Annotated in this window: 14 protein-coding genes and 1 tRNA gene; 8 read left to right on the top strand and 7 right to left on the bottom strand. The window is 50.0% G+C overall.

Going from position 1 to position 12920, the window contains the following annotated elements; translation table 11 throughout:
• Positions 1-353 precede the first annotated feature (353 nt).
• Positions 354-2849, top strand: coding sequence for an endopeptidase La (lon, locus tag ACZ520_RS17720; RefSeq protein WP_416479779.1), 2496 nt, complete (start codon positions 354-356; stop codon positions 2847-2849).
• Between the two features lie 93 nt (positions 2850-2942).
• Here lon and ACZ520_RS17715 read toward each other — a convergent pair whose 3' ends face one another.
• Both ACZ520_RS17715 and ACZ520_RS17710 read right to left on the bottom strand, forming a co-directional pair.
• Positions 2943-3752, bottom strand: coding sequence for a hypothetical protein (locus ACZ520_RS17715; RefSeq protein WP_464126835.1), 810 nt, complete (start codon positions 3750-3752; stop codon positions 2943-2945).
• Between the two features lie 145 nt (positions 3753-3897).
• The gene (locus tag ACZ520_RS17710; protein WP_464126833.1) at positions 3898-4725 is read right to left on the bottom strand and encodes an SUMF1/EgtB/PvdO family nonheme iron enzyme; all 828 of its coding nucleotides are present in this window, start codon (positions 4723-4725) and stop codon (positions 3898-3900) included.
• A gap of 20 nt (positions 4726-4745) precedes the next feature.
• On the opposite strand from ACZ520_RS17710, the gene ACZ520_RS17705 reads away from it, so the two are divergent.
• The 7 genes from ACZ520_RS17705 to ACZ520_RS17675 all read left to right on the top strand — a co-directional run bounded on the left by ACZ520_RS17705 (position 4746) and on the right by ACZ520_RS17675 (position 9287).
• Positions 4746-5036 carry a hypothetical protein gene (locus tag ACZ520_RS17705; RefSeq protein ID WP_464126831.1) on the top strand — a complete coding sequence of 97 codons (291 nt, stop codon included), beginning with the start codon at positions 4746-4748 and terminating at the stop codon, positions 5034-5036.
• Positions 5037-5269: 233 nt separating this feature from the next.
• Entirely contained in the window at positions 5270-5533 is a 264-nt protein-coding gene (locus tag ACZ520_RS17700; protein ID WP_416479782.1) for a YheU family protein, read from the top strand.
• 207 nt (positions 5534-5740) lie between these two features.
• Positions 5741-6844, top strand: coding sequence for a winged helix-turn-helix domain-containing protein (locus ACZ520_RS17695; protein WP_011166050.1), 1104 nt, complete (start codon positions 5741-5743; stop codon positions 6842-6844).
• A gap of 9 nt (positions 6845-6853) precedes the next feature.
• Positions 6854-7426, top strand: a complete 573-nt coding sequence (locus tag ACZ520_RS17690; protein ID WP_374034339.1) for a hypothetical protein — start codon at positions 6854-6856, stop codon at positions 7424-7426.
• Between the two features lie 62 nt (positions 7427-7488).
• Positions 7489-7564: transfer RNA gene (locus ACZ520_RS17685), tRNA-Val, on the top strand.
• Positions 7565-7794: 230 nt separating this feature from the next.
• A complete protein-coding gene (locus ACZ520_RS17680) occupies positions 7795-8532 on the top strand; it encodes a L,D-transpeptidase (protein WP_088563890.1) in 738 nt (245 codons plus the stop codon).
• A 119-nt stretch (positions 8533-8651) separates the two neighbouring features.
• The gene (locus ACZ520_RS17675; protein ID WP_464126828.1) at positions 8652-9287 is read left to right on the top strand and encodes a hypothetical protein; all 636 of its coding nucleotides are present in this window, start codon (positions 8652-8654) and stop codon (positions 9285-9287) included.
• An 81-nt stretch (positions 9288-9368) separates the two neighbouring features.
• Here the strand turns inward: ACZ520_RS17675 and ACZ520_RS17670 are convergent, their stop codons facing one another.
• The 5 genes from ACZ520_RS17670 to nadA all read right to left on the bottom strand — a co-directional run bounded on the left by ACZ520_RS17670 (position 9369) and on the right by nadA (position 12815).
• Positions 9369-9857 carry a hypothetical protein gene (locus ACZ520_RS17670; RefSeq protein ID WP_416479783.1) on the bottom strand — a complete coding sequence of 163 codons (489 nt, stop codon included), beginning with the start codon at positions 9855-9857 and terminating at the stop codon, positions 9369-9371.
• Positions 9858-9975: 118 nt separating this feature from the next.
• Positions 9976-10725, bottom strand: a complete 750-nt coding sequence (locus ACZ520_RS17665) for a hypothetical protein (protein ID WP_464126826.1) — start codon at positions 10723-10725, stop codon at positions 9976-9978.
• A gap of 118 nt (positions 10726-10843) precedes the next feature.
• Positions 10844-11236 carry a hypothetical protein gene (locus tag ACZ520_RS17660; RefSeq protein WP_088563894.1) on the bottom strand — a complete coding sequence of 131 codons (393 nt, stop codon included), beginning with the start codon at positions 11234-11236 and terminating at the stop codon, positions 10844-10846.
• A gap of 70 nt (positions 11237-11306) precedes the next feature.
• Positions 11307-11843, bottom strand: coding sequence for a 4'-phosphopantetheinyl transferase family protein (locus ACZ520_RS17655; RefSeq protein WP_464126823.1), 537 nt, complete (start codon positions 11841-11843; stop codon positions 11307-11309).
• Between the two features lie 6 nt (positions 11844-11849).
• A complete protein-coding gene (gene nadA / locus ACZ520_RS17650; RefSeq protein WP_011166042.1) occupies positions 11850-12815 on the bottom strand; it encodes a quinolinate synthase NadA in 966 nt (321 codons plus the stop codon).
• Positions 12816-12920 lie beyond the last annotated feature (105 nt).

Below are 12920 nucleotides of genomic sequence, written 5' to 3'. Positions count from 1 at the left end.
TGTCTCTGGGTGTCACATAGCACTTATCGAACAAAATGGGCTAAAAGGGCATAAAAATGTTAGGACCTGGAATTACAATTAGGAAAGATTCTCAATTTCCGACACTTATTAGAATTATTTTCGGTTAGCATTAGGGCTCATTATGATGCCTAAATTTAGGGCAAATTGGACTCGCTGCTAGGACCAGAAGTCTTTTTCACTGCAATATATTTACTTCCCAGTAATCGTTCACATAGTTAGACTGAGTATAAGAATTTGCTCAGGGTTGAGATGGATTTTTTAACCTAAGCAGATTTGGTTCGGTTCTAAGTAGGAACGAGCCTGCTCGTTAACCCACAGGGAGGGATAGGATTATGAGCGAGGGAAAAGTACAACAACTACCACTTTTGCCCCTAAGAGACCTCATCATTTTTCCGCATATGATGATGCCTTTGTTTGTCGGTCGTGAAAAGAGCATCAACGCTCTTGAAGAGGCGATGAGCAAACAAACCGACATCGTTTTGGCCGCTCAAAAGGACGCCAAAACCAACAATCCCGAACCTAAAGATATCTTTGCAATCGGCACGGTTGGAACAATCATCCAATTGCTTCGTTTGCCGGATGGAACTGTGAAGGTTCTGGTTGAAGGTAAACGTCGCGTAAAGATTAAGAATTTCGTAAACAACGATAACTTCTTCACAGTGGCTGTTGAGGCTCTGGATGAAGATCCGACAAACATCGTTGAAGCGCAGGCTTTGGTTCGCTCCGTAAAAGGAACGTTCGAGACCTACGTGAAGCTGAACAAGCGTATCCCGCCAGAGATTCTGATGCGTGTATCCACCATCGAAAATCCAGGGGAGCTTGCAGACATTATCGTGGCTCAACTGAACCTGAAACTTGAAGACAAACAGACTGTTTTGGAGATCATCGATCCTTCCAAGCGTCTGGAACACCTTCTGAACCTGATGACCGGCGAGATCGAAATCCTTGAAGTGGAAAAGAAGATCCGCACGCGCGTGAAGAAACAGATGGAGCGCTCTCAGAAAGAGTACTATCTGAATGAACAGATGCAGGCCATCCAGAAGGAGCTTGGTGAGAAAGACGATTACCAGGCAGAACTTCAGGATCTTGAGATCAAGACCAAGAACAAAAAAATGAGCCAGGAAGCCAAAGACAAGGTCATGAAAGAGATTAAAAAGCTCAAAATGATGTCACCTATGTCTGCGGAAGCGACAGTCGTTCGCAACTACATCGACTGGGTTCTGTCTTTGCCTTGGGCTGATTACACAGAAGAAAAACACGACATCAAAAATGCCCAGCGCATTCTTGATGACGATCACTGGGGTCTGGAAAAAGTCAAAGACCGTATCCTGGAGTACCTGGCAGTGTTGTCCATCTCCAAAGATATGAAAGGCCCTATCTTGTGTCTGGCGGGTCCTCCGGGGGTGGGTAAAACTTCCCTGGCTAGATCCATCGCGGAATCTTTGAATCGTCCATTTGCGCGTATCTCTTTGGGTGGCGTGCGTGATGAGGCGGAGATTCGCGGTCACAGAAAAACATACGTAGGTGCGATGCCAGGTAAAATCCTGCAGGCGCTTCGTAAGGTGGACAAAGGTAATCCACTGGTTCTTCTGGATGAAATCGACAAAATGGCCAATGACTTCAGAGGTGACCCGGCTGCTGCGATGCTTGAGGTTTTGGACCCTGAGCAGAACAACAACTTCCAGGATCACTACCTGGAGCTTGAATATGACCTGTCCAAAGTGATGTTTATCGCGACAGCGAACTCCTTGCACACGATTCCAAGACCTCTTTTGGATCGTATGGAGATCATCAACCTTGAAGGTTATATCGAGCAGGAAAAATTCCACATTGCGAAGAACTACCTAGTTCCGAAGCAGTTGGAAAACCACGGCTTGAAAGACTACAAAGTCACCATCAAGGATGAAACTATCCGTGATGTGATCCGCTACTACACTCGTGAAGCGGGCGTTCGTAACCTGGAAAGACAGTTTGCAAACGTGGCTCGTAAGGTCGCCAAAGACATCGTGATGAACGAAACTTTGGAAAACTTCAAAGCCGAAGCTAAAACCGAGAAAAAAGCTGTGGCTGCGAAAAAAGGCGCGAAAACAGCGAAGACCTCCACGAAGAAGAACGAAGGTTATGTGGTTACTCCGCAGAAACTGGTCGAGCTTCTGGGTCCGCACAAGTACAAGTTCGGTATGATCGAGACTGAAAACGAAATCGGTCTGACGAACGGTATGGCTTGGACGGAAGTGGGCGGTGACCTTCTGGCTGTCGAGGTGAGCGTGGTGCCTGGTAAAGGCAAGTTCACTGTGACCGGTCAGTTGGGTGATGTGATGAAAGAATCCTGTGCGGCGGCGATGAGCTATGTTCGATCCAGAGGTCCTTTGTTCGGTTTGGACAAAGAATACTTCTCTAACATCGACGTGCACATCCACTTGCCAGAGGGTGCAGTTCCTAAGGACGGTCCTTCTGCAGGTATCGCACTGACGACTTCCATCGTATCAGCGATCATGAAAGTCCCTGTGAAGCGCACAGTGGCGATGACGGGTGAAGTGTCCCTTCGCGGTCGTGTGATGGCCATCGGTGGTCTGAAAGAGAAGATCCTTGCTGCTCACCGCGGTGGCATCAAGCTGATCATCTGCCCTAAGGAGAACGAAAAGGATCTGAAGGACATCCCTAAGGATGTAATGAAGGATCTGAAAGTGATCCTGGTGGACCATGTGGATCAGGTTCTGATCAATGCTCTGGACATCAAGTCTCCAAAAGAATTGTTCAAGATTCAAAAGGAGCGCGAGTTCGGAATCAAAGCTCAGTACACGGGTCAGTCGGTACACCACCACTAAGAGTGGTTGGAAATTAGAGATTGGAAATTTGATTTAGGTCGAATTGGAAAGGCCGGTAGAAATACCGGCCTTTTTGTTTTTGCAATTTGGGTTCTATCTCTTGCTGCGGGATGCGCGCAGGTCTTTGGCGGTGAAGCCGCGTTTGCAGAAGTTTTTGAGTGCTGTTTCATAGGAGGCATAGTCCATCATGTTGCGGCTGGTGTAGGGAACTGCTTGATAATCTGAAAGCTGAGTCATGCCGTCACTATACACAACATTGTAGGTGCCTTTGTAATTGCTGTCGTGAACTGTCAGGATGTAGCCATTCGCGGTTCTTTTCATGTCTACCACCAGCCAGGCGTGCGCCGTGATGCCTTCAATCTGCAGCATTTGGTAAGGGATGATCCCTTTACTGACTTCCGCATACAACTCATCCATGCGTTTTTTCATTTCCGCTGCGGGAATGCTGTAATTCCCGGTGACACCGCGAACCCAACCGAACATCAGGCCGCCGTCGACGATTTGGCCTTCCTCTAAAGACTGCTGAATTTCATTGCGGTAAGCGTAAGAAAACTCGGACAGATTTTTAAAGCCCGGAATTTCAACAACGCCTCGGTTGGCGGAAATGTCCATGATGATCTGGCGGACCTCCGCACGGTTCGGGCGAGCTTCTTCGGGACGATAGATGGCCAGATAGTTGGCGTTTCGGGTGAACATAGAATGCCACCAGCAAACGCCAGCATCGCCCAGGCCGCCATGATTGGTGAAAGAAAGCTGGTTTTCCGTATCAGCAAGAAGAGCCCGCATAGTGGCCGGCTTGTGGGCCATTTCGCAGAATTCGGCCTTTGTGGTAGGGGCTTTGGCGTGGGCCCAGGCTGCGATTAAACTGGTGGCGGCAAAGGCGGTAAAAGCTTTCCATTTCATGGCGGACTCCTTGTTCCTGTAAGGCTAGGGCAAGGCAGGTGCCAAAATAAAAGGGATTCAGATATCTCTGACTCCCTCCCTGAGTTTCCGCGAAGTACCTCGGCTGCCACAGGGCCAACAGGTGTCTATTCTTTAGACGCCTCTTTTACCGGGGCTTGGTCACGCATCGGAAGCCGACGTTATTCATCTTCAGAATCCAGGACGCCGGGGCCTGCATCTCATCGGCGGTAATATCCCCGATGTTGGCGGTGAAGATTCCCGTAACACCTTTGGAATGAATGCAAAGGGCGCCTCCGCGAATGACTTTGCCAGAGCTTCCTCCGAACAAATTCCCCATCGAAGTGTCTTTCTTTCCGGCATCTGCAAGACCCGTGAAATCAAACAGCGCTTTTGAGCCCGGTTTCACGTCCCAGTTGTTGTTGTGATACTGGCGTCCATAGAAACTTGAAAGATCCGGATTGTACGAGTTGCCATAAATGGTGTCGCTGACCCACTCCCAGGCATTGCCACCGAAATCCCAGATCACTTTGCCGCTGGCAAGAACAAACGTTCGGCGCTCGCTGCCACTGGTTTTGCCGGTGCTGTCGTAAGGGTTGGTGACATCTTTGATTTCCACGGGCTCACTCCATCCGGAATAGTAGCCGGTGTACAGGGTGTCTTTCTTGTTTTTATCAATCCAGTTTTCCTGGGTGTTGTAAATTTCCAAAGCTGCCGCATTCCACTCGGAATTTGTTGGCAGGCGGTAACCCGCACCCAGCGCGGCACACGCGTCGGTGGCTGTGGCTTTGGTGGCCAGCCAAGGTTTGTTAGCCGCCGTGGACACTGCTTTGCCGCCCACTTTTTTCATTTCAAATTTCGCAATACAGAATGCTTCGGTTTTCACCGTGCTGTTGGCAGCAACAAGTTCATAGTTTTCTGGACAACCACTGATCGGAGTCGGCACAGGCTCAGGAACTGGTGCGGGTTCAGGCACAGGCACCGGAGTCGGAGTTGGTGTCGGCGTCGGCTCTGGTGTTGGCTCCGGAGCGGGTTCTGGCGCCGGCGTGGGAGTCGGTGCTGGAGTTGGCTCGGGTGCTGGTTCTGGAGCCGGTTGTGGAGCCGGCGCAGGGCTTGGTTCCGGCGCAGGTGCCGGCTCTTCCGGTGCTGGAGTCGGAACCGGCTCTGGGCTTGGAGTTGGTGAAGGTGAAGGAGCTGGCGCCGGTGCCTGACTTGGGGGCTGCGTTGGACTTGATTGTGGCGGGTTTTCGGAAGCTTGATCTTCCTGACCTGCTTTCTTGCCGCTAAAACTTCCTGAACACGCAGAAAGAGTTGTCGTCAGGCTCAAACACAAAATAATCCGTGGCAGGTTCCTCATGCAGAATCCTTCGTTTGGGGGGCTTTGGTTATTTTCACTGATTTTTGACTAACTTCGGAAAATTCCTTATGTTAGCAGTCAAAACTCGCCTTAAGCCTTTCGCCTGAAAGGACTACTCATTTTTTCTGCCGGCCTTTGGGCGGGTCGTGGTAAAGGATGTGTTATGAACGACAACAACCCGGAAAACGCCACCCCTATTGAAATCCCGAAGGAAGCCTTGAGCGAACAGGCTTTGCGCGGAGTGATTGATAATTTCATCCAGCGTGAAGGCACCGACTATGGAGTGAATGAAGTTTCTTACGAAACCAAGATGCAGCAGGTGCAAAAGCAGATCGACAAAGGGCACGTGCGCATCGTGTTTGATCCCAATACCGAAAGCGTCAGCCTGATGCCCGAGCTGGAGTGGAAGAAGTTTCAGAAGCGCTGAAAAGCGCTCTCCTAGCGATTTTTTCGCCTCACACACCGCAATAATCGAGGGTGCTTCATTACGTGGGCATTACATTCCTGAAATCAATTCTCAGTATGCTTAATTTGTGAGCAACTGTCCGCGTCTTACATTGACGTATTCCTGACAATCTGTAAAAACCTGTCCCTCGCGAGTAATTTGTTTTTTGTTTTGGAGTTTTAAGACCTTATGAGCCCTACTGATCGTGCTTTCGAGCTCGGCAAGCTTTACTACGACCGGGGAGAGTTCACGCCTGCCGTGGACAATCTTCAGGAAGCGACGAAAGCTTTCTTTGCCGAGAAGAATTTCTCTCAATACTTGAAGTGCATCAATTTGCTTCTGCGTATCTTTGCAGAGCGTGAGCAATTTGAAGAAGTGAATCTGACAAAAGAAAAACTCCAGGATTTGGTTCTGAAAGAGGGCTTCGAACTGAATTCCAAGACGTACTACACGCTCGCGGTGTGTGCGTCGTACAAAGGTCAAATCGACACAGCCATGGACTATCTCCAAAAGGCCCTGGCTATCGCGCTTGCTTCTGACAACAAGGAAGACATCTGTCACGCCATCTTCGGTCTTGCGATGGTGTACTCTCATCCGTCTTCCGCTCGCTATTCTGATGCTTTGAAAGAGATCTACAATCTTCAGGTCTTCTTCCAGGTTTATCAGATGCCGGATCTGCAGGCGTCCTCCCTGTTCCTGAATGCAGACATCCTGAAACAGATGAAAAAGTATGACGAAGCTATTGAGGTTCTGTGGAAGGCCTACGATATCGTTCGTGAAACCCGCAACGTGGTTATGTCCAACTATCTGATGGGCGCCCTGGCGGACACATACTTTGAAATCGGCGACAAGGACATGGCCCGCACTTACATCACTCTGGCACAAAGATCTGTGGACACTGAAAACCACAAACGTCTGGCGCGCATGGTGAAAAACCTGGCGGAAAAAATCGGTGGCGAAACCCAGAGCAACTTCGACCTTATCTTTGATGAGGCCAACCACTCTGTGATCGAAAAGAAACTGGGTCGCATTGATTTTAAAAACCAGTTCATATTATTGGATCTTCTGCGCCTGTTCGTTCAGAACCAGGGTCAGATTTATTCCAAAGAATTCCTGGTTGAGAATGTCTGGAAGCAGCCTTATGATCCTGCCATCCACGACAATAAGATTTACGTGACGATCAAACGTCTGCGTAAACTGATTGAACCGGATTACGAAAAACCTAAATATATCTTTAGAGCCAAAAACGGATATTACATGAATAAAGCGGCTCGAGTTCATTTCGAGCACTAAGGGGGATTCATGTTGAGCAAAATTTTGATCGCAACTTTGGTGACTCTATCGGGACTGACGTTCTCTGCAACTGCCTTTGCGAAGGATGAAGAGCACATCATGCCAGCCAGCGACGACCGCTGGGTCCCATGGCCAATGCACCTGGCGCAGCCATTCCCATGGCAGGACATCCAGGGTCTTTGGAAAGCCCAACAGGGTGAATTCACATCTTACTTTGCACTGAAAGTGGTTCGTCAGAAATCCACCGGTGTTCGCCAGCTTCAGGTGAAGCAGTTCGACGGCGAAACCTGCCGTGTGATCGCGACGGGTGTGGGTATTGAAAGAAACAAAAAGGTTCTTTCTCAGATGACCAGCAAGGGCGGAACAACCTTCCGTGTTCAGCTGACGGCCTTTGATCAGAAAGATTCTCCACTTCCACCGTTGCGCGGGAACCTGCCGACGGAGGCTGTGATGCTTCTTTCCTTCGGGGCGCTGGAGCAGCGTGGGACCGAAGAGCTGATTCATATGCAAATTATGAAGATTTCAGCGACTTTGACCCAGAAAACGTGCATGGACGACCTGAAGGCACTAAAAAAGTACTAAAATTAAAAAAAGATATTGATTAAGGGACGGACCGTTGTTAGAAATGGTCCTCTCAAGACGATAGGGAATTAGCTCAGTTGGTAGAGCGCCACCCTTACAAGGTGGATGTCGTCGGTTCGAATCCGGCATTCCCTACCAAACTTCTTCTAAGAAGTTTAAATCAACCACCGCCAAGGTGGTTTTTTTATGCCTAAAATCTGCCGCCGCATATTTAGCCCTCCTTTGCTTGAACAAAATTCCTGAATACACAATTGTTACACAATGCACAAATTTTGTACGGGCTATGTAATCTTTCTGCTAGAAGCTCTCCATCTTGAAACGACGAATTTCGTCCCTGAGGCGGAATAATTTTCTAAAGAGGAGAGATCATGAATCGTCTACTGACTGTATTTGGCCTTCTGCTGGTGGCAACTTTGGCCTCCTTTAATGCTTTTGCTCAATCTTCCGCTCTGGAGCGCAAACTGATGGTAGAGGATTCTTACGAAGCTCCTCGTGGCCGTTTGTTCAATGAGCAGGCTTATCTGCGTGGTGAAACTTACCTGAGCCAGTACACGAACGTGATCGTCATCAATAAAGCGGCATCCGGCTCCCAGGCTCAGACTCTGCGCTTGTACACAAACCGTCAGTTGATGCTTTCCACATATGTTTCCACCGGCCGTGAAGACGTTGAATACATCAGCAAAGTGCGCGGTGTTGTGAACAAGATTTTCAAAGGCACGACGTCTTCCCACTGGAGACATACTACTCGCGGCTTCTATACTATTAAGCGCGTTCACGGTTACAACTACCGTTCTGGCGAATCCAAATTCCAGATGCCATTTGCGATGTTCTTCAATGAACAGCGCGGCTTGGCAGTTCACCAGGTGCCGCCGGATCTTTCCGGCGGTGAAGCAGCTGGTGAGGCGATGCTGGGTAAACGTGCGTCCTCTGGTTGCGTGCGCGTTCATAAATCTCAAATTCAAACCATCCACCGTGCTGTGACTGCAGCGGACCGTGGCATTGTTCCAGTGCTGGATACTCGCACTGGTAAGCCTAAGTACGATCAGAACGGCAAAATCCGTTACGAAAGCGGTTACAAAACTATCGTTATCGTAGAGGAGTATTAAGAGCGGGGCTTTAATAAGCCCGATCTCTCGCGACACGCTCTGGTGGCTTGTTGACCTCGCCCCGAAAGGGGCATAAAAAGGCTGGGTTTCCCCGGCCTTTTTGTATTTTAGGAGTGACTATGAACCTGATTGAAATCGTAAACACCCCCGATGAACAACGTGACCATCAGTGGGAGATCGACTTTTTCATGGCGGTCACTCAAGGCAACGTCAAGCTGATCCATGAAGTCCCTCAACAAGGTCCGGATGGCTGGCCTTACCTGCTGGTGGAAACCGGCGCAGAGGCGACAGAGCCCGCAAACAAAATCATGCAATGGGCCGCCACCAAAGGTGTGGGCTTGGTTGTGAATCCCATGAAGTCCTATCCCGACTATGTATTCACTTACGGCATGCTTTGGAACTTCAAAGAAACCGGCCGATTCTATCAAGAGGCTGCTCAGTCTCCGGTAGGCACCGTGGAAATGGAAAAAGGTCAGGGTCTGCACGCAGGTCCTCCGGCGCCACACTATCTGCCTCAGTATGTTCGCAACATCCTGAAAGAATTCTTCCGCGATCAGGGCGTTCTGCGCCCGCGCATTCTGGTGATGAGCCAGGACCGCAAACACTACGACCTGGCATTCTCCCTGGAGTCTTTGGGGAACCCACCAACCAAAGAACACCAGGGCATCGCCGAAGCCCTGAGCTGGTTCCTGCCACCGCACTATTCCGTAGTGCTGGTTTCAGAAATCGGATTGCCACCATTCTCAGATCTATAAAAAGAAAAACCCCGCCAACAAAGCGGGGTTTTTTATTTCATTCCTAAATCCAATTCCCAATCTCAAATTTCCAATCGCCACCTAGTATTCAACCACCACAGTTTTCACTTCAATAGTCTTCGTGCTCTGAGAGCCATCCTCATTGGTCACCAGAACCTGGCGCTGATAGCCTTGAGTCGACATCTTGGGAATCATCGTTGTGCTCGGAGTGATGTAGGCGGTTTGCAAAGGCTCAAGCACTTTGCCGCCAGAGCGAAGCTCCAGATTCATTTTGTCTTCGGAAGTCCAATTCAGTTCAAAGTTCACAACACCTTTTTGCGAGCGCACGGAAGTGATCAGTTGGCGATTGATGTAAACATCCACCACCGCACCGTCTCTGGCTTCTGTCAGAATGCTCAGGGCTTTGATATCGCGAAGCTGGGAAGGCTCGCTGGTGACGTCGGAGGAAAGGCGGCCAGCTTCCACGATAGTCAGGCTCACTCCGATAGTCCCGCTGGTCATGCCCGCAGAGGCGGAAAACGCACTAAGAAGCAAAGAACAAAACAGCAGGGAAGTGGCGGCGATCTTCATGGAACAGACTCCTTGGTTGATTTCAAGCTTCTGTCTAAAGCAAGGCCTGTACCTGTTTTAAATAATGCTGCTTCGATTTGACCAAACGGAGCTGTCTAAAGTTAAGACACCTGATGCCTTAAAGAGGGCGATACCAGCAAGCGGGGCGTTCTTGCAAAAGCGCACTGGCGCGGAACGTGTCCAGTCGGCATTGCGGGCTTGGGTAGCCTAACAACGTGGCTGGCGGCAGATTTATTTCTTCGGCATCCAAAGCCGGGACCGGCTGATTATTTGAAAACACATTCCACTGCAAGCGAGCCATCAGGGCGCCGGACTGCAAAGCGCGACGGCAGACGGTGGGTTTGGCGGAATTAGCACAAGTCTGCTCAAGCAAAGCTTCATCGCGTTCTGACAGGCGCACTGTCGGGGTTTTCATCATTGAAGCTATGCGGGTGAAGCAGCCACGAATGGAATAATAGTCCGCCGCGCCTTCGGCCGAAGCCCACGTGTCTTTGCCGTCGCCGTCCGGGAAGTAGGGTTTGCCGCCTTTGTGGTGGCCGACCTCATGGCAGATCATCAGGGCCAGGCTGTCTGGGGTGGTGGTGGGCTCGCGCACCAATCCGCCATAGACGATGATCAGCTTGGATTCATCAAACCGCAGGGCCTGGGCATTGATGGTGTTGTTAAACCAGCTCGATTGAAAGTCGATGTCGGGATAGATTTTTTGGAAAAGCGTCAGCAGTTGATTCAGTTGGTCTTCAGAAAGGCCTTGGTCAACATCGGTGCTGGCATTGACCGGCAGCAGGGCCGGGCACAGCACACGTTGCACGGCCACCTGGGAAGGGGCCAGCACGGCAAGAAGAAGAAGGGTGAACAGCAGCACTTTCATCAGGCCGGGATCATAAACCCGGGTCCGAAGGGGCTCCACTCAAATGGCGGCCAACTGAAAAGATTGCAAAAAAATCGCGGGATCTTTCGACCCCGCGACTGGTGGTTTTCGTGGTGTTTTAATCAAGCTCGCCCGGGCGGGGCAGCAGATCCATCAGGCACTCACGCCAGTACTCCGGCGCCTCGTCGCTGTAGTCCACAGCCACATAGAAACCTTTTTTGCCCAGAAGCTGCGTGCGCGTAATCACGCCAGAAACTTCAAGATTCATTTCCTCCAGATGCATGAACACGCGGTCGCCAATCAGGCAATCCAGGGTCAGCGTCTTGCGCAGGGCTGATGGAATCAGATCCTCGCGCTTCACCAGAAGCAAAAGTCCGGTGGAAGAGGCTTCGACGATCTCACTGTTCTTTGCGATCTTTGCAAAGTCATCCAGTGATGTGAGATACGAAATATGAATGGGAGAGACTTCGGTCCTTGGAGCCACTCTGCGGTTGTATTTTGAACTTCCCATTTTTCACCTACCTTAAAAACAAACTGCATTAGCGTCGGTTAATAAACTCTTCGGCAGGACTCGACCAAAGTTAAGAGGGAAAAATAAAAAAGGCCAAACTCCAGGTGGAAATTTTCTTCACGACACCCCTGTTTTCAGAGGAGGAATTAAACGTTTCATAGTTTGAAAGACGGAATGTCTCAGTCTGAGAATCTATATTTTCCCACGACCCTATAGAAATTTTAGAGATCACCGAGGGCTGATCATAGGAACGAAGTGCTTTAAAACAAGCCTCTTTCGCACACCACAAAGCCGCCGCACTTGGCGCCGCTGCCAGTTCTTCTTGTGATGACACGCGAGCCACGGTTTTGTCGCTCACACGTTCGGTGACTTCAACATCCACACCAATCGGATGGGGGGAAAGCACGATGACACCCAATCCTTCCGTGTGGGAAGTGGATGAATGCCAGTTTTCAGGAAGAAGTTTTTGAATTTCCGTACGGATCAGATCGCGATGTGCGGGATTGTGGCTTCCCCATTCCGGGCGGGCATGAACTTGCAAGCCCGGTGATTGAAGAAGCTTTTGCGCGGACTCTGTCAGTTGTTCGGAAAGAACCAAAGAGTCCATAAAGAATTAAACCGTGAATTCCGCAGGCCAGCTGACGGGTTTGCCGCTGGTGATGTCCATCATGCGATCCAAAGACACCTTGGCTTTCAGGCGCAATGCCTCATCCAGGCCCACTTGAGGCTGGAATGTTTCCAAAGCGTGTTTGATTTTTTCCATGTTGTTCATCTTCATGTACGGGCAGTTGTTGCAAGAACAGCCTGCATCCAGAACCGGTGCCTGAATCAGCGTCACGTCCGGACGAAGTTTCTGCATTTGGTGGAAGATGCCGGTTTCAGTCGCCACGATGAACTTCTTCGCCGGGTTCTTTTGAACTTCTTCCAGCAAACGGGAAGTGGAGCCTGCCACCGAAGCATATTGCAAAACGGATTCATCGCACTCAGGGTGCGCAATCACCACGGCGTCCGGGTGCTGGGCAATCAGTTCGTGAAGTTTGCGGGCATTGAACAGCACGTGCACTTCGCACGCCCCTGGCCACAGGACAAATTCACGATTCAGTTTTTTCATCAACCAACGACCCAGATGCTGATCCGGTCCGAACAAAATCTTGCGGTCTTTCGGAATGGATTCCACGATCTGCTGAGCATTGGAAGAAGTGATGATCACATCAGAAATGGATTTCACTTCCGCACTGGAGTTAATGTAAGTCACCGCAATCCCGTCCGGGTGCTGACGGCGCCAAGCCAGGTACTGATCGTAAGGCGCGCCTTTAACAAGAGAACAACTGGCTTCCATGTCCGGAACCAAAACTGTTTTGGTGGGATTTAGGATCTTCACGCTTTCAGCCATGAACACAACACCGGCAAGCAGGATGGTGTCTTGCTGAACTTGTTGGCCCATTTTCGCCAGATAGAAGCTGTCACCGACATAATCGGCGATATCCTGGATATCACCATCTTCATAATAGTGAGCCAGAATGACGGCGTTTTTTTCTTTTTTCAGGCGCTGAATATCAGCAGCAATATCATAAGACATATCTACCTCGGGCCTATTGTAACCCAAATGAATACAGATGGGCCTCATATAGCACGAAGAGAACGAAATGCAACCCCACAAAAGCCCAGCCCTGACGGCCAAACT

This window comes from Bdellovibrio sp. BIS2 (genome assembly GCF_055398295.1).
This window is presented reverse-complemented; position numbering and strand designations above follow the sequence as displayed.

Bases quoted from the DNA above. Each gene is read 5' to 3' on its own strand.
- ACZ520_RS17665 (WP_464126826.1), bottom strand. From the start codon at position 10,725: ATGAAAGTGCTGCTGTTCACCCTTCTTCTTCTTGCCGTGCTGGCCCCT.
- ACZ520_RS17660 (WP_088563894.1), bottom strand. From the start codon at position 11,236: ATGGGAAGTTCAAAATACAACCGCAGAGTGGCTCCAAGGACCGAAGTC.
- lon (WP_416479779.1), top strand. From the start codon at position 354: ATGAGCGAGGGAAAAGTACAACAACTACCACTTTTGCCCCTAAGAGAC.
- nadA (WP_011166042.1), bottom strand. From the start codon at position 12,815: ATGTCTTATGATATTGCTGCTGATATTCAGCGCCTGAAAAAAGAAAAA.
- ACZ520_RS17690 (WP_374034339.1), top strand. From the start codon at position 6,854: ATGTTGAGCAAAATTTTGATCGCAACTTTGGTGACTCTATCGGGACTG.
- ACZ520_RS17655 (WP_464126823.1), bottom strand. From the start codon at position 11,843: ATGGACTCTTTGGTTCTTTCCGAACAACTGACAGAGTCCGCGCAAAAG.
- ACZ520_RS17700 (WP_416479782.1), top strand. From the start codon at position 5,270: ATGAACGACAACAACCCGGAAAACGCCACCCCTATTGAAATCCCGAAG.
- ACZ520_RS17695 (WP_011166050.1), top strand. From the start codon at position 5,741: ATGAGCCCTACTGATCGTGCTTTCGAGCTCGGCAAGCTTTACTACGAC.
- ACZ520_RS17715 (WP_464126835.1), bottom strand. From the start codon at position 3,752: ATGAAATGGAAAGCTTTTACCGCCTTTGCCGCCACCAGTTTAATCGCA.
- ACZ520_RS17680 (WP_088563890.1), top strand. From the start codon at position 7,795: ATGAATCGTCTACTGACTGTATTTGGCCTTCTGCTGGTGGCAACTTTG.
- ACZ520_RS17675 (WP_464126828.1), top strand. From the start codon at position 8,652: ATGAACCTGATTGAAATCGTAAACACCCCCGATGAACAACGTGACCAT.
- ACZ520_RS17670 (WP_416479783.1), bottom strand. From the start codon at position 9,857: ATGAAGATCGCCGCCACTTCCCTGCTGTTTTGTTCTTTGCTTCTTAGT.